The sequence below is a fragment of the Pseudomonas sp. AU11447 genome (assembly GCF_001672555.2).
Lineage (GTDB): Bacteria > Pseudomonadota > Gammaproteobacteria > Pseudomonadales > Pseudomonadaceae > Pseudomonas > Pseudomonas nitroreducens.
In genome coordinates, this window is record NZ_LZDG02000013.1 from 13,329 (window position 1) to 27,993 (window position 14,665).

Below are 14,665 nucleotides of genomic sequence, written 5' to 3' on the forward strand. Positions count from 1 at the left end.
ATGATCGCCGCGGATTGTTGCTTTTTAGGCAATGCTTTGTTGGTTAGCTAGCTATTTTTCTACTCACTGTTGCGCCGTAACCTTTCTTCAACCCCGACCAATCGGGTGTTCAGAAAGGATCACCGTCATGTCCCGTTCGCTTTATGTTGCTGCCCTGCTGTCCGTCTGCTCGCTGTCCTTCACTCAGCTGAGCTTCGCCGAAGAATCGCGCCTGATGACCGACAAGATGGTCAAGGCCAACGAAGCAGTGATCGCCCAGCAGCAGGCCCAGTCCGCCGAGCAGACTGCCAAGGCCGCTGCCAGCAGCAACGCCGATTCCTGATCGGCCGCTTCCCCCGGGAAGTCCGGAGCGTGAGCCGGGCTTCTCAACACCTTGCGCCGCATACGATATGCGGCGTTTTTTTGCCTGCGTTTCCGCCACCGGAAGGCGACTGTTACAGATGCTGTAACAGTCTTTCGCCGCCAGTGATCTGTATTCCTGTCTGATCGGTCAATATACTTGACCCAACAGCGCGGCTTTCGAGCAGCGCTGTTACCGGCCTCACCGCCGGCAAGCTTCCCGACGCCGATTCTTGATTGCTCCAGATCGACGTCCGTCTCAAGGCCGCTGCTGTCAGCGGCCTTTTTTTATGCGCTGTGGAAAAGCGCCGGCGGGCTGGTAGGCTGGGCACACTCCGCGCCGCAGGCCGGATTCGACAAGGATGCCGAGATGACCAGTGACAATCCCTTTGCGACACCCCAGGCACCGCTCACCGCGCCGCTCGATGCTGTGGCGCCGGTCGGCCGCGAGCCCCTGCAGTTCGTCGCCGCCATGATCGTGGCCGCGGCCGTGGTGTTCTTCGGCAGCAATGCCGTGCAGTGGATACTCAACCTGGGCAGCTACCGCGAACGCCTGCCGCAGTACTTGCCGACCATGCTGGCGAACTGGCTGGGTGGGCTGGTGTTCTATGCCGCAGCGGTCCTGCTGCTGGTGCATTACCAGCGCGAGCGCCACGGTATCGCACGCTTCCAGCCGCTGGCCGGACTGTTGGTAGGCTTCGGCGTGGCCTATCTGATCGCGACCATGGTCGTCAGCACCGCCGTGTCCTACCTGAGCGTGTCCTTCTACCAGTGGGCGTTCGAGCAGGGCTCCCGGACCCTCTGGATAGCCCTGTATGGCCAGGTCAATTCGCTGATCAACCTGGTCCTTGGCTGCCTCCTGCCGCTCTGGCTGGTCCTGCACCTGGCGCGCTCGCGCTGTGAGCCGATGGCACCGGGCCAGGCCGCCGCGCTGCCTTCCTGGCATGTGGCACTGGCGGTTGCGCTGTGCTTCACCGCGGTGATCTACAAGCTGGTCACGGCACTCGGCTACGGGGTGCTCTACCTGTACAGCGGCGCTGACGGCTGGCAGTCAGTATTCATGCTGTCGAGCTGCGTACTGCCTTTCGTCATCGTCATGACGGCCGTGCGGACTCGCCTGCCCGCCCGGCTCTCGCGCTTCGCCGCTGGCCGCGTGCTGGCCTGCGCGCTGGTGCTGCTGGCGTTGTGGATGGTCGCTATCGTGCTGGCGTCGGTCCTAGTGGCCTTCGCCGCCTACAGCTCGCTCAACTCCAGCAACCTGCCGCTCTACCTGCTGCCTCCAGCGATCCTGCTGCTCGCACTGCTCTGGCCGCTGGCGCGCTGGTGTACCGGCTGGTTCTTCGCCGAGCAGATGGCGGCTGCCGCGCCCCGGTAGCCCTCTGTCGATTGCTGATGCCCGGCACAATAGTCATCAGCAGCAAACTTTCAGGATCCCGACAAGTGCAGGAAAGCCCATTCAGTACCCCCCTGGCCGAACTGGGGGAAGAGGCGGAGGCCTCCGTGCCAGCGCTCTGGCAGCCATATCTCGTGGTGGCAGCGATGTTTCTCGTCGGCATGGGCGCCATGCTGTTGGATACACTGCGACGCTGGAGCGAAGGCGCCCCAATAATGCGGCTGTTGTCGGATGCACCGGATTTGCTTGGGCCCTGGCTGTCTTCGCTGGTGGCCAGCGCAGCGGTGGTCGTGCTGTTCATGCAGGCACAGCGCGAGCGCCATCGGATTCGAAAATTCATGCCCCTCGTGACACTGGCAGTGGTCTTTGCGGTCTTGCAGGCGCTTGCGATGGAGTTGTACCGCGCATTCCTCCTGGGCAAGATCCAGGGGATCGCCCGTCTGCTGAACGAGCTCAGTGACTTCTCGATGTTCGTCATCCCGGCCGTACTGATTGTCGGCACGTTGGCGCACCTGCTGCTCTGCCTTGTTCCTCTGTGGATCCTGCTGGCGGCCATCCGGTCGCGTTGTGCGCGCCAGCATCTGACAGAGCCGTTGCCGATTCCGCGGGTGCACGTTGCATTGGGTGTAGCGCTGGGCTTTTCTGCACTCGCCGCGAAGCCGCTGTCGGGTGTGGTGCGGGTATTTCTGCTCAACAAGGTGGGGCAGTGGGCGCTGGCGGTGGAAATTCTGTCCTGGCTGGTTCCTGCCACGGTGGTGCTGGCGTGCGTCTATCTGAAGCTTCCGCCATGGCTGCCCCGATATTCTACGGGCCGAATTCTGCTCGCAGCCGTAAGCACTTTCTTCGGCTGGGTTTGCATCACCGCCATGTTTGGTCTGCTGGGCTACGTCTTTTTCCATGAAGCCGTGATGCGTCTGCAGGCTTCCAGCGGTCTGCCCCTCGTCGCGTCAATCGCGATCCTCGGGCCGTTGCTTCTGCTGGTTCATTGGGCTTGCATAGGCGCCCTCTGGTTGACCCGGCGCACGAAGTCCGAGCCGTTGCCGGCTCAGTCCTCGCCCAGGTAGTCCCCACGGCTCAGCCCGTGGCGCTGCATCTTCTCGTTGAGGGTGCGGCGCGGCAGGCCGAGCAGTTCCATCACCGCCTTGATGTCGCCCTTGCACTGGCCCAGCGCCTGGCGGATGCACTGCGCCTCGTAGGCTTCCATGCGCTCGAACAGGCCGTTGCCGGCGGGCGCTTCCGGCAGCTCGGCGCGGTCCAGGCCGAGCACGTGGCGCTCGGCGGCGTTGGCTAGTTCGCGGACGTTGCCCGGCCAGTCGTGGGCGAGCAGGCGGGCCAGTTGGGTTGCCGAAAGCGGCGCAGCTTCGCGGCCGAACTTCTCGCTGGCCAGCAGCGCGTAGTGCTCGAACAGCAGCGGGATGTCCTCGCGGCGTTCGCGCAGGGGCGGCAGGCGCAGCTCGGCGACGTTCAGGCGATAGACGAGGTCCTCGCGGAAGCGCCCGGCGCGGGCCTCTTCCAGCAGGTCCGGCTTGGTGGCGGCGATCACCCGCAGGTCTACCTTGATGCTCTGGTTCGAACCCAGGCGTTCCAGCTGCTGTTCCTGCAGCACGCGCAGCAGCTTCACCTGCTGGGCCAGCGGCATGCTTTCGATCTCGTCGAGAAACAGGCTGCCGCCGTTGGAATGCTCCAGCTTGCCGATGCGCTTGCTCTGGGCGCCGGTGAAGGCGCCGCTTTCGTGGCCGAACAGTTCGGTCTCGAACAACTGCTCGGGAATCGCCGCGCAGTTCAGCGCGACGAAGGGCTTGCCGGCGCGCGGGCCGAAGTCGTGCAGGCAACGCGCGACCAGCTCCTTGCCGCTACCGGTGTCGCCACGGATCAGCACGTTCACCGGCGTACCGGCCAGCGCCATGATCTGCCGGCGCAGGGTTTCCATCGGTCGCGAGACGCCCAGCAGGCGCGATTCGATCTGGTCCTTGAGTGCCGCCTGTTCGCGCAGCTGGCGGTTCTCCTGCACCAGCCGGCGTTTCTCCAGGGCGCGGCGCAGGCTGTCGAGCAGGCGTTCGGGGGTGAAGGGTTTCTCGATGAAGTCGTAGGCGCCCTGGCGCATCGCCTGCACCGCCATGGGCACGTCGCCGTGGCCGGTGACCATGATCACCGGCAGGTCGCGGTCGAGCTGCTGCAGGCGGTCGAGCAGGGCCAGGCCGTCGGTGCCGGGCATGCGTACATCGCTGATGACCACGCCGGGCAGCTCGCGGGCGACGCTTTTCAGGCACTCGTCGGCGCTGCTGCACAGGCGCACTTCGAAACCGGAGAGTTGCAGCCATTGCTGCACGGCGTCGCGGATGGCGGCTTCGTCGTCGACGAAGAGAATGGTCTCGCTCATGGTCTGGATTCTTCGCTGGCGGCCGGCAGGCTGAGCCGGAATACGGCGCCGCCGGAGGGCTGGTTGGCGGCGCCGAGGCGCCCGCCGAGTTCGTGGACGATGCCGTAGGATACCGCCAGCCCCAGGCCCAGTCCTTCGCCCACCGGCTTGGTGGTGAAGAAGGGGTCGAAGACGCTGGCCAGGTGCGCCTCATCGATGCCCGGTCCGTTGTCGGCGACTTCCAGGCACCAGTGCTCGCCGTCGCGGCGCAGGGTCAGTTCGATGCGTGGCTGGGCGCTGTTGGCCACTGCGTCCAGGGCGTTGCGGATCAGGTTGACCAGCACCTGCTCCAGGCGGATCGCGTCGCCCAGCACCCAGGCCGGTGACTCCAGCGCCTGGCGGATGTCCACGCCTTCGGTACGGATGCGCACGGCCAGCAGTTGCAGCGCCTGCTCGACCACGTGGCCCAGCTCGATGCGTTCGCGCAGGCCGCCGGGTGTCTTGCGGGCGAAAGTCTTCAGGTGCCCGGTGAGCGCGGCCATGCGCTCAAGCAGTTCGTCCACGCGCACCAGCGCGGCGCGGGCGTCATCCTGGCGGCCGGCGTCCAGCAGCAGGCGCACGCTGGCCAGTTGCATGCGCTGGGCGGTGAGCGGCTGGTTGATTTCGTGGGCCAGCGCGGCGGACATCTGCCCCAGCGCCGCCAGCTTGGCCGCTTGCACCAGGCCGTCCTGGGCAGTGCGTAGGGCGGCGGTGCGCTGCTCGACCAGGCGCTCCAGTTCTTCCTGGTTGCGCTGGCGCAGGCGGGCCAGGCGCCGTCGCTGCTGCAGCCAGAGGACGAGGAATACCAGTGCCATCCACGCACCGGCGGCGGCCAGGCGGGCGCTGGTGACGTCCGACTGCACGCCGCGGGTGTCGCGCAGCAGGTGCAGGGTCCAGTCTTCTTCCGGCAGGCCGACCGATTGCCAGAGGTAGTCGCCGCTGATTTCCTGGCCGTCGACACGCACCATGCGCGCATGCTCGCCAAGGCTTTCCAGCGTCCGGTGCGGCAACGCGCTGAGCGGCTGCCTGTGGTACTGGCGGGTATCGGCCAGTTCCGCGCGGGCCACCGCGTCCAGCGGCATCAGCTCGCGGTAGCGCCAGCGGGGGTGATTGGCGAGGAACACCACGCCCTTGCTGTCGCTCACCAGCACCACGTCCGGGGTCTGGCTCCACTGCCGTTCGAGGTCGGGAAACTCCAGCTTGACCACGATGGCGCCGAGGAAGGTGCCCGCGTCGTCACGCAGTGCGTTGGACAGGAAGTAACCAGGAATGCCGGTGGTCACGCCGACCGCGTAGAAGCGCCCGGCGCCCTGGGCGATGGTCTGGCGAAAGTACGGACGAAAGCTGTAGTTGTGGCCGACGTAGCTGGTCGGCAGGTTCCAGTTGCTGGCGGCCACGGCGAGGCCGCTGCGGTCCAGCAGCTCCAGCGTCGATGAGCGTGCCGCGCCGTTGATTTCCTGCAGCTTGAGGTTGAGCCGGTGCTGCACTTCGTCCGTCAGCGGGCCGCGCATGGCCGCGCGCAGTTCCGGGTCCAGCGCCAGCACGGAGGGAATGCTGCGGAAGCGCTCGATCAGGGTATGCAGGGAACTGGCGTAGAGGCCCAACTGCTCGTGGGCGGTTTCCGCCTCGGCGAGCAGCGCGCGGTGCCGCGCCTTCTCGCCCGCCCAGAACACCGACAGCACCAGCCCGGCCAGCAGGAGCAGGCAGATCAGCAGCAGGCGAAGAGGGCGGGTAGGCGACATGTTCGACGGTGTTCGACCAAGGGTCGGCGACAATAGCATGACCGCGCGCTGGTCCGGCGCCCCGCTGCCTCGCTAAACTGCCGCATCCCGATGGAGAGCTTCGATGCAGTTGTCGTCCTGGACCCACGAAGGGTCCGCCGGTTTCACCCTGCGCGGCTGGCGCAGCGAGCCCAGTGGCAAGCCGCTGCTGCACTTCCTGCATGGCAATGGCTTCTGTGGGCGTGCTTACGAGCCGATGCTGAAAGTCCTGGCGGAGGATTTCGACCTCTGGCTGTGCGACGTCCAGGGCCACGGCGACAGTGACCACGGCGGGCGTTTCCATGGCTGGAACCGCAATGCCGAGATGGCGGTGGAGGCCTTCCAGGCCGGCAACAAAGCCTTTGGCGACGTGCCGCACTACGCCGCCGGGCACAGCTTTGGCGGCGTGCTCACCAGCCTGATCCTCGGCCGGCATCCCGAGCTATTCCGCCGCGCGGTGCTGCTCGACCCGGTGCTCTTTACCCCGGCAATGATCGGCGTGATGGCGCTCTCCGAGGTACTCGGCCTGCACAAGCGCCGCACCATGGTGCAGAAGGCGCGCTCGCGGCGCAGCCAGTGGCCGGACCGCGAGGCGGCCTACGCCGGCCTGCACGGCCGCGGCATCTTCAAGGGCTGGACCGATGCTGCGCTCCGGGCCTACGTGGAGAACGCGATGAAGCGCACCGAAGCAGGTGTCGAACTGAAATGCCGGCCCAGCCGCGAGGCGGAAATCTTCAGTTCCTTCCCCAAGCGCCTGTGGCCGTCGCTGGGCAAGGTGGTGACGCCGACCCAGGTGTTGTTCGGCGAGCGCACCTACCCGTTCGTGCCCAAGTCGGTGGCACGCTGGTGCGCTTCGAACACGGTGGTGAGTGGCCAGTGCGTCGACGGTGGCCACTGCTTCATGCAGGAGTTTCCCGAAGACAGCGCCGAGCGAGTGTCGCGCTTCCTGCTGGGCCACGAATGAACGACCCGGCCCGCGAATCCGTCTGGCTGGCGCTGTCCGAGCTGTGGCTGGACACCGAGCTGGACGACAGCGGCCGGGCCGCCATCGCTCGGACCCTGGCAATCAGCGGCTACCTGCCGGAAGAACTGGAGGCGATTTATCGCCTGGAAGTGGCGCCGGTGGTCTGGAGCAATAGCTGGGTGACGGCGGGGGTGTGGGACGGCTTCGATCCCGACTGGCTGTTCGAGGGCTGCCGGCGCAACCAGAAGCGGCGCTATTCACTCTGGCATCGCGGGCGCTGCCGGCTGCTGCGCAAGGCCATGACGGCGGCGGTGGAAGAGGACTGGCGGAAGATCCGCGCGCAGCTCTAGTCGCCGACCTTCTTGCCCTGGTGCGCGCGGCGCCATTCGTCCAGGCGCACCACTTCTGCCTTGGCGCGCGGCGGTGCAGGGGTATCGTCGAAGACCGCGTCGACTATCTCTTCGTCCACCGGCTGGGCGGCGGGATGGAAGGTGGCGACCGGCGAGACCGGCATGCGCGGCTCGGGCTCCATGCGGAACGGCGCCAGCTCGACGCGGCCCAGGTGCTGGCCGAACATGGCGATAGTGCCGGCGTAGCGTTCCTGGCCGGTGGCGGTGAACTCGAAGGCGTATTCGCGGGCCAGGCGCAGGTTGCCCCGGCCGTCGCGCTGGAAGCGGAAGCGCTGCAGGGCCATGGCGTCATCGAGCAGTTCCACGCCCTCGCGCGCGCAGTGCTGCTTGGCCAGGGCCAGCGCACGCTCGCGGATGCCATGGGCGCGCCACCACCAGGCGGCGCCCGCGACAACCAGCATGAAAATGAAAAGATTGCCCAGGTCCACTTCGGCTTCCTCGGAATCGGCGCATCAGCTTACTCACTCCGCCGCCGGGCGGCGAGAGGGGGATGTTCACAGCGTGTGAATTGCGCCCCATACTGCCCCATTCTGTAGCAGGACACCGTTATGTCGCGCACTCCCCACGTTCTCGCCATCCAGTCCCACGTCGTTTTCGGCCACGCTGGCAACAGCGCCGCCGAGTTCCCCATGCGACGCGTCGGGGTGAACGTCTGGCCGCTGAACACCGTGCAGTTCTCCAACCATACCCAGTATGGCCACTGGACGGGCCAGGTGCTGCCGCCGGAGCAGATTCCGGCACTGGTGGACGGCATCGCTGCCATTGGCGAGCTGGGCAATTGCGATGCCGTGCTGTCGGGCTACCTGGGCAGTGCGGCGCAGGGCCGTTCGATCCTCGAAGTGGTGCGCCGTATCCGCGAGGTGAACCCGCGTGCGGTGTACCTGTGCGACCCGGTGATGGGCCATCCGGAAAAGGGCTGCATCGTCGCCCCGGAAGTCGGTGAGTTCCTGCTCCACGAGGCCGCCGCGGTGGCTGACTACCTGTGCCCGAACCAGCTGGAGCTGGACAGCTTCTGCGACCGCCAGCCGACCTCCCTGGAAGACTGCGCGGCGATGGCCCGTGGCCTCCTCGTGCGCGGCCCGAAGGCGATCCTGGTGAAGCACCTGAACTACCCCGGCAAGCCGGCGGATGCCTTCGAGATGCTGCTGGTGACCCTCGACGAGACCTGGCACCTGCGCCGCCCGCTGCTGGCCTTCCCGCGCCAGCCGGTCGGCGTGGGCGACCTGACTTCCGGGCTGTTCCTCGCACGCCTGCTGCTGGGCGATGACCTGCGCACAGCCTTCGAATTCTGCGCCGCCGCCGTGCACGAAGTGTTGCTGGAGACCCAGGCCTGCGGCAGCTACGAGCTGGAGCTGGTGCGCGCCCAGGATCGCATTGCCCATCCGCGGGTGAAGTTCGAGGCGGTGAAGCTGGGGTGATCCGTACGGGGTTCTTGGGGAAGTCCTGCACTGGGCGTTCCCTCACCCTAGCCCTCTCCCAGAGGGAGAGGGGACTGTCATGAGCGGGTGGGTATGTCGAAGCTCGCCGGCTGACTCTGAGATATCCACAGAACACCGAACGGCCCCCTCTCCCTGTGGGAGAGGGCAGGGGTGAGGGCAAGCCCTTGCGCCGGAGGCTGACCTGTAGGAGCGAGGGGGACGCCATCGTTATTGCTCGCGAACCGCCCAGCGCCTGAACTGCCGGTGATTCCGTTCGCGAGCAAGCTCGCTCCTACGAAGAGCGGGTCAGAGCATGTACTTGCCCAGCAGCAAGCCGCCCACCACCATCGCGGTGAGCAGGCCGAACGCCAGCCCCAGGCGTTTCTCGATGGCCTCGCGCAGCGCCGGGCCGGCCCAGAACAGCAGGGCGCAGGTCGCCGCGAAACGCAGGGTACGCGCCACCACGCTCAAGGCGATGAACAGCACCAGATCGAGCTGGGTCACCCCGCTGGTGAGGGTGATCAGCTTGTAGGGCAGCGGGGTGAAGCCGCCGCCCAGCAGCACCATCAGCCAGCCGAGCTCGTTGTAGCGCTCGGCGACCTCGGCGAAGTTCTCCTGCAGCCCGTAGAAGGCGAGGATCGCCTGGCCCACCGTTTCGAACAGCAGCAGGCCGATGAAGTAGCCGGCGATGCCGCCCAGCACCGAGCTGACGATGCAGATCGCCGCATAGCGCCAGGCCTTGGCGCGGTTGGCCAGCACCATTGGCACCAGCAGTGCGTCCGGCGGGATGGGGAAGAACGAACTCTCGGCGAAGGTCACTCCGCCCAGTGCCAGCTCCGCCCGCGGATGGCCCGCCAGGCGCATGGTCCAGTCGTACAGCCGGCGCAGCATGGCGTCAGGCCGACTGCGGCAGGTGGTCGTCGCCCGGCGCCGCGGCGGCGTCCTCGCGTTCGACCCGCTCGACCATGCCGCGGGCGATCTCGCGCTCGCCCATGATCACCAGGCTGGCGCCGTTCTGCTCCAGGTAATCCACCTCGGCGTCGAAGTGGGCGCGGGCGATGATGTCCAGGCTCGGGTTGATCGCCCGCGCGTGGCTGGCGATGGTCCCGGCCTCGAAGCCGTTGGGAATGGCGATCAGCAGCCAGCGCGCCGAAGTGATGTTGGCCTGGGTCAGCACATCGGGATTGGCGGCATTGCCCACCACCACGCAGAGGCCGTGCTCGCGCAGTTCGGCGGCCTTCTCGCGCTTGTCCTCGATGACCACCACCGGCACCTTGTCCTTGCGCAGCCGCTCGCTCACCAGCGCGCCGACGCGGCCGTGGCCGATGAGGATCGCGTGGTTGTGCTCCAGCACCGGCGGCGGCAGGTCCTGGGGCTCCACCTGGACCACGCCGGGCTCGCTCTCGGCCTTCTGCTCCTGGCGCGCCTGCAGGCGGTCGATGGCGATGAACAGCAGCGGGTTGACCAGGATCGACAGGATCGCGCCGGCCAGCACCAGGTCGCGACCGGCTTCGGGCAGCAGGTTCAGGGTGACGCCCAGGCCAACCAGGATGAAGGAGAACTCGCCGATCTGCGCCAGGCTGGCGGCGATGGTCAGCGCGGTACTGTTGGGGTGGCCGAACATGCGCACGATGACGTAGGCCGCCACCGACTTGCCGAAGACGATGACCAGGAAGGTCGCCAGCACCGGCAGCGGCTCCTGGATCAGAATCGCCGGGTTGAACAGCATGCCCACCGAGACGAAGAACAGCACGGCGAAGGCGTCGCGCAGCGGCAGCGAGTTCTCGGCGGCCTCGTGGCTCAGCTCGGACTCGTTGAGGATCATCCCGGCAAAGAACGCGCCCAGGGCGAAGGACACACCGAAGATCACCGCCGAGCCGTAGGCGATGCCCAGCGCGATCGCCAGCACAGCGAGGGTGAACAGCTCGCGCGAGCCGGTCTTGGCGACGCGCTCCAGCACCCAGGGCACGAAGCGGCGGCCGCCGACGATCATCACCGCGACGAAGGCCGCGACCTTGCCCAGGGTCAGCAGGATCGGCATCAGCAGGCCGCCGTCGCCACCGTCGGAGGTGCCGCCCAGGGAGCCGGCCAGCGCCGGCAACAGGACCAGGGTGAGGACCATCGCCAGGTCCTCGACGATCAGCCAGCCGATGGCGATGCGCCCGCGCTTGGTGTCGATCAGCTGGCGCTGCTCCAGTGCGCGCAGCAGCACGACGGTACTGGCCACCGACAGCGCCAGACCGAAGACCAGCCCGCCGCCGAAGTTCCAGCCCATCATCCACGCAAGGCCCAGGCCGAGCAGGGTGGCCACGCCGATCTGCACCACCGCACCGGGGATGGCGATGGCTTTCACCGACAGCAGGTCCTTGAGCGAGAAGTGCAGGCCGACGCCGAACATCAGCAGGATCACGCCCAGTTCGGCGATCTCGACGGACAGCGCCTGGTCGGCGACGTAGCCGGGGGTGAACGGCCCGGCCAGCACGCCGGCGAGCAGGTAGCCCACCAGCGGCGAGATACGCAGGCGGTTGGCCAGGGCGCCGAGGACGAAGGCCAGCACGAAGCCGACGGCGAGGGTGGTCAGTAACGGGGTGTGATGCATGGTCTGGGCTCCGGGCACTCAGGGAGCGGCCGGACTGCGTATCAGCACCAGGCCGCTCGACGGTGGGTCACGGGGGCAAACCCGCGTGTGAAAAGTTTAGGCGTAGTAATGAATTCCTACCTTGCTTTCACGCAAGGGTAACCTGTTGACGCATTGGGAAATTTCCACGACACGCGGGATTTCTTTTCAGGAAATGTCGCGAACGTCCGTCATTCGTCGCGAAGCTCCTTGTAGCGCTGTTCCAGTTCCTGGCGAATTTGCCGACGCTGTTGCGCCTGGGCGAAGCGACGTTTCTCGTCCTTGGTCTGCGGGTCGAGTTGCGGCACGACGATCGGCGTGCGCTCGTCGTCCAGCGCCACCATGGTGAAGAAGCAGCTGTTGGTGTGGCGCACGGACTTCTCGCGGATGTTCTCGGTCACTACTTTCACGCCGATCTCCATGGAGGTGCGGCCGGTGTAGTTCACCGAGGCGAGGAAGGTGACCAGTTCGCCGACGTGGATCGGCTGGCGGAAGATCACCTGGTCCACCGACAGGGTCACTACGTAGTAGCCGGCGTAACGGCTGGCGCAGGCGTAGGCGACCTCGTCGAGGTACTTGAGCAGGGTGCCACCGTGGACATTGCCGGAGAAGTTGGCCATGTCGGGGGTCATCAGGACGGTCATGCTGAGCTGGTGGTTGCCAGGTTCCATGGAATTCTCGGGCAATTGTCTGGGGAAAAGGAAAGGGCCTCACTCTGGACAACCCGAGCGCGGCTGGCGACACAGTTTTTTCTATATCCCTGATTGGCCAGCGGCGCCAGTGGACCATTCGCCAGGGGTGTATCTGCCGTTCGAACAACGCCCTGAACGAAAACGGGCGACCCCTGGCCGCCCGTTCACGTCGCTGCGCTTCAGCGCCCGGCCGAGAGGCCGAAGTCGATGGCCAGGTCCGCACCGGTGATGGCTTCGGATTCCGGCTTGCAGAGGTACCAGACCAGCTCGGCGACTTCCTCCGGGCGGATGAAGCGTGCCACCTTGCCCTGTGGATAATCCTTCAGCAGCTCGCGCTTGTAGGCCGCCGGGTTGCCCTGGCCGTAGCGTTCGGCCTGGTAGTCGAGCATCGGCGTGGCGATGTCGGCCGGCGAGATGGCGTTGACCCGCACGCCGGATTCGGCGAGTTCCAGGGCCAGCGTGCGGGTGAGCATGGTCAGCGCCGCCTTGCTCGCACAGTAGGCAGCGGAACCGCGATAAGCCTGGCGGCCGGAGTCGCTGGAAATATTGACGATGCTGCCGTGGTTTTCCTTGAGGTAGGGCGTGGCGGCCTGGCACATGTAGAAAGCTGCCTTGAGGTTGACCCCCATGACCAGGTCGAAGTCGTCCTCGTTGAAGTCCTCCACCGGGCCTTCGCGCCAGACGCCGGCGGCGTTCACCAGGGCGTCGAGGCGGCCGGTGCGGGCGAGGATGTCGGACATCAGGCTGTGGCAGTTGTCCGCTCGTCGCAGGTCGCCGACGGCGGTGGCGTCCAGCGGTACTTGCGCGTTCAGCGCATGCAGGCCGGCTTTATCCACATCGGTGGCGGCGATGCGCCAGTGGCTTTGGGCGAAACGTTTGGCGATGGCTTTTCCGAGGCCACCGGCAGCGCCGGTGATCAGTACGACGGGAGTGCTCATTGTCTACGGGTTCTCCCTGCCTGAGAGAGGACGGCGGCCGGCAGGCAGACCGGCGGGCGCCGCATCGATCGCAGAGCGCCAGGCGCTCCGTGCAACTACAGACCAAGAAAAGACCAGAATCTTCACTCTGGCAGGGTAAATTTTTCGTAAGACTTTCGCGTGTCAGCGGGTGAGCTGATTGTTGGGCGCAAAATGGCGGATAACGCTTCGCGTTATGCGCCCTACGGGAGCCCAGGGGACATCTTACGTAGGGCGAATAACCGTTCACGGTTATCCGCCGTTTCGGTCAGTCGTTCAGGCGTGATGCAGATACCAGCGCCAATCCTGCTCGCCGACTTCGCCCATGAACTGGCGGAACTCTTCCCACTTGATCGCCAGGAACACCTTGAGGAATTCCTTGCCTAGCGCCTCGCGGGCCCAGGTGGAGGCCTCCAGCGCGCGCAGCGCGGTGAGCCAGTCAGTGGGGAGGAATTCGGTGGCCTGCTCGTAGCCGTTGCCGACAATGGGCGCGCCCGGGTCGATCTGCTCACGGATGCCTTCATGGATCGCCGCGAGGATCGCCGCCGCCGCGAGATAGGGGTTGGCGTCGGCGCCGCAGATGCGGTGCTCGATGTGCCGGCTCTTCGCCGGGCCGCCAGGCACGCGGAACGACACGGTGCGGTTGTTCACGCCCCAGCTCTTGGCCAGCGGCGCATAGCTGTTGGCCTGGAAGCGGCGGAAGGAGTTGGCGTTGGGGCAGAAGATCGCCAGGGAGTCCAGCAGGCGCGCCATCATGCCGCCGATGGAGTGGCGCAGCAGCGGGGTGCCGTGGATGTCTTCGCTGGCGTAGAGGTTGTTGCCCTCGGCATCCGCCAGGCTGACGTGCAGGTGCATGCCGGAGCCGGCGCGGTCGCCGAACGGCTTGGCCATGAAGCAGGCCTGCAGCCCGTGCTTGTTCGCCACGCCCTTCACCAGGCGCTTGTAGCGCACGCCTTCGTCGATGGCCTGCATGACGTCGAAGCGGTGTTCCAGGGTCAGCTCGACCTGGCCCGGGGCGTATTCGGAAATCGCCGTGCGTACCGGCAGGCCCTGCACTTCACACGCGTCGTAGAGGTCGTCGAGGAACGGCTGCAGTTGTTCCAGCTCGTAGACGCCATAGACCTGCGGCGCTTCCGGACGGATGCCGTTCATTTGCAGCGCCGGCTGCGGGCGGCCGTTGGCGTCGCGCTGCTTGTCCAGCAGGTAGAACTCCAGCTCCACCGCCATCACCGGGTGGAAGCCGTCGGCCTTCAGCCGGTCGACTACGCGGCTCAACGCCTGGCGTGGATCGGCCGGGGTGGCCGGCAGGCCCTGGGTCGGGTGCATGCTCACCTGCAGCTGGCCGGTGGGCGAGCTGCGCCAGGGTTGCAGGGTCAGGCTGCCGGGCAGCGGGTAGGTCCAGCAGTCGGCGTCGGCCACTTCCCAGACCAGCCCGGTGCCTTCGACGTCTTCGCCCTGCACGGTCAGCGCGAGGATCGAGCTGGGCAGCGGGCGGCCGTTGTCGTAGATCGCCAGCAGCTCGTCGCGGTGCAGCAGCTTGCCGCGCGGGATGCCGTTGGAGTCGATGATGAAGAGTTCGATGCTGCGCACGTCCGGGTGGGCGGCGAGGAAGGCTTCAGCTTCCTTTCGATCGGCGAATTGCATGGTGGTCCTCGGTGGGCGCGGGGCGCGCCGCAGAATGCTTGTCGTAGGAGCGAGCTTGCTCGCGAACGCTCTTT

At 66.5% G+C, this 14,665-nt stretch carries 14 protein-coding genes; 6 read left to right on the forward strand and 8 right to left on the reverse strand.

The window, feature by feature from the left end; genetic code table 11:
* Nucleotides 1–127 precede the first annotated feature (127 nt).
* From A6723_RS00130 to A6723_RS00140, 3 genes are all read left to right on the forward strand, one after another.
* Nucleotides 128–322, forward strand: a complete 195-nt coding sequence (locus A6723_RS00130; RefSeq protein ID WP_024766827.1) for a hypothetical protein — start codon at nt 128–130, stop codon at nt 320–322.
* Nucleotides 323–709: 387 nt separating this feature from the next.
* Nucleotides 710–1,714, forward strand: coding sequence for a hypothetical protein (locus tag A6723_RS00135; protein ID WP_054910332.1), 1,005 nt, complete (start codon nt 710–712; stop codon nt 1,712–1,714).
* Nucleotides 1,715–1,779: 65 nt separating this feature from the next.
* A complete protein-coding gene (locus A6723_RS00140; RefSeq protein WP_054910331.1) occupies nt 1,780–2,796 on the forward strand; it encodes a hypothetical protein in 1,017 nt (338 codons plus the stop codon).
* Here the strand turns inward: A6723_RS00140 and A6723_RS00145 are convergent.
* Complete coding sequence (locus A6723_RS00145) at nt 2,778–4,112, reverse strand: sigma-54 dependent transcriptional regulator (RefSeq protein ID WP_054910330.1); 1,335 nt, start codon at nt 4,110–4,112, stop codon at nt 2,778–2,780. The two genes, A6723_RS00140 and A6723_RS00145, sit on opposite strands and share 19 nt — an antisense overlap.
* Complete coding sequence (locus A6723_RS00150; protein ID WP_037012776.1) at nt 4,109–5,872, reverse strand: ATP-binding protein; 1,764 nt, start codon at nt 5,870–5,872, stop codon at nt 4,109–4,111. The genes A6723_RS00145 and A6723_RS00150 overlap by 4 nt, the downstream gene beginning before the upstream one ends.
* A gap of 103 nt (nt 5,873–5,975) precedes the next feature.
* On the opposite strand from A6723_RS00150, the gene A6723_RS00155 reads away from it, so the two are divergent.
* Both A6723_RS00155 and A6723_RS00160 read left to right on the forward strand, forming a co-directional pair.
* Nucleotides 5,976–6,854: an alpha/beta fold hydrolase gene (locus tag A6723_RS00155; protein ID WP_024766831.1), complete on the forward strand. Its 879-nt coding sequence runs from the start codon at nt 5,976–5,978 to the stop codon at nt 6,852–6,854.
* Nucleotides 6,851–7,204, forward strand: a complete 354-nt coding sequence (locus A6723_RS00160) for a hypothetical protein (protein WP_054910329.1) — start codon at nt 6,851–6,853, stop codon at nt 7,202–7,204. The genes A6723_RS00155 and A6723_RS00160 overlap by 4 nt, the downstream gene beginning before the upstream one ends.
* Here the strand turns inward: A6723_RS00160 and A6723_RS00165 are convergent.
* The gene (locus tag A6723_RS00165; protein WP_267918924.1) at nt 7,201–7,665 is read right to left on the reverse strand and encodes a DUF3301 domain-containing protein; all 465 of its coding nucleotides are present in this window, start codon (nt 7,663–7,665) and stop codon (nt 7,201–7,203) included. The genes A6723_RS00160 and A6723_RS00165 overlap by 4 nt on opposite strands.
* A gap of 147 nt (nt 7,666–7,812) precedes the next feature.
* Here A6723_RS00165 and pdxY point away from each other — a divergent pair, with 147 nt between their 5' ends.
* Nucleotides 7,813–8,682, forward strand: coding sequence for a pyridoxal kinase PdxY (gene pdxY / locus A6723_RS00170; RefSeq protein WP_054910327.1), 870 nt, complete (start codon nt 7,813–7,815; stop codon nt 8,680–8,682).
* A 306-nt stretch (nt 8,683–8,988) separates the two neighbouring features.
* Here the strand turns inward: pdxY and A6723_RS00175 are convergent, their stop codons facing one another.
* From A6723_RS00175 to A6723_RS00195, 5 genes are all read right to left on the reverse strand, one after another.
* The gene (locus tag A6723_RS00175) at nt 8,989–9,573 is read right to left on the reverse strand and encodes a YqaA family protein (RefSeq protein WP_024766834.1); all 585 of its coding nucleotides are present in this window, start codon (nt 9,571–9,573) and stop codon (nt 8,989–8,991) included.
* 4 nt (nt 9,574–9,577) lie between these two features.
* Nucleotides 9,578–11,281 (reverse strand): YbaL family putative K(+) efflux transporter, encoded by a 1,704-nt coding sequence (ybaL, locus tag A6723_RS00180; RefSeq protein ID WP_054910326.1) that lies wholly within the window; start codon nt 11,279–11,281, stop codon nt 9,578–9,580.
* A 209-nt stretch (nt 11,282–11,490) separates the two neighbouring features.
* Nucleotides 11,491–11,970, reverse strand: a complete 480-nt coding sequence (locus A6723_RS00185) for an acyl-CoA thioesterase (RefSeq protein ID WP_054910325.1) — start codon at nt 11,968–11,970, stop codon at nt 11,491–11,493.
* Nucleotides 11,971–12,170: 200 nt separating this feature from the next.
* The gene (locus A6723_RS00190) at nt 12,171–12,929 is read right to left on the reverse strand and encodes an SDR family NAD(P)-dependent oxidoreductase (RefSeq protein WP_054910324.1); all 759 of its coding nucleotides are present in this window, start codon (nt 12,927–12,929) and stop codon (nt 12,171–12,173) included.
* A gap of 294 nt (nt 12,930–13,223) precedes the next feature.
* On the reverse strand, nt 13,224–14,591 hold the full coding sequence (locus A6723_RS00195) for a glutamine synthetase family protein (protein ID WP_054910323.1): 1,368 nt from the start codon (nt 14,589–14,591) through the stop codon (nt 13,224–13,226).
* Between the last annotated feature and the right edge of the window lie 74 nt (nt 14,592–14,665).

Coding starts and splice junctions, on each gene's coding strand:
- pdxY (WP_054910327.1), top strand. CDS start 7,813: ATGTCGCGCACTCCCCACGTTCTCGCCATCCAGTCCCACGTCGTTTTC.
- A6723_RS00195 (WP_054910323.1), bottom strand. CDS start 14,591: ATGCAATTCGCCGATCGAAAGGAAGCTGAAGCCTTCCTCGCCGCCCAC.
- A6723_RS00165 (WP_267918924.1), bottom strand. CDS start 7,665: ATGCTGGTTGTCGCGGGCGCCGCCTGGTGGTGGCGCGCCCATGGCATC.
- ybaL (WP_054910326.1), bottom strand. CDS start 11,281: ATGCATCACACCCCGTTACTGACCACCCTCGCCGTCGGCTTCGTGCTG.
- A6723_RS00130 (WP_024766827.1), top strand. CDS start 128: ATGTCCCGTTCGCTTTATGTTGCTGCCCTGCTGTCCGTCTGCTCGCTG.
- A6723_RS00145 (WP_054910330.1), bottom strand. CDS start 4,112: ATGAGCGAGACCATTCTCTTCGTCGACGACGAAGCCGCCATCCGCGAC.
- A6723_RS00160 (WP_054910329.1), top strand. CDS start 6,851: ATGAACGACCCGGCCCGCGAATCCGTCTGGCTGGCGCTGTCCGAGCTG.
- A6723_RS00150 (WP_037012776.1), bottom strand. CDS start 5,872: ATGTCGCCTACCCGCCCTCTTCGCCTGCTGCTGATCTGCCTGCTCCTG.
- A6723_RS00190 (WP_054910324.1), bottom strand. CDS start 12,929: ATGAGCACTCCCGTCGTACTGATCACCGGCGCTGCCGGTGGCCTCGGA.
- A6723_RS00155 (WP_024766831.1), top strand. CDS start 5,976: ATGCAGTTGTCGTCCTGGACCCACGAAGGGTCCGCCGGTTTCACCCTG.
- A6723_RS00175 (WP_024766834.1), bottom strand. CDS start 9,573: ATGCTGCGCCGGCTGTACGACTGGACCATGCGCCTGGCGGGCCATCCG.
- A6723_RS00135 (WP_054910332.1), top strand. CDS start 710: ATGACCAGTGACAATCCCTTTGCGACACCCCAGGCACCGCTCACCGCG.
- A6723_RS00185 (WP_054910325.1), bottom strand. CDS start 11,970: ATGGAACCTGGCAACCACCAGCTCAGCATGACCGTCCTGATGACCCCC.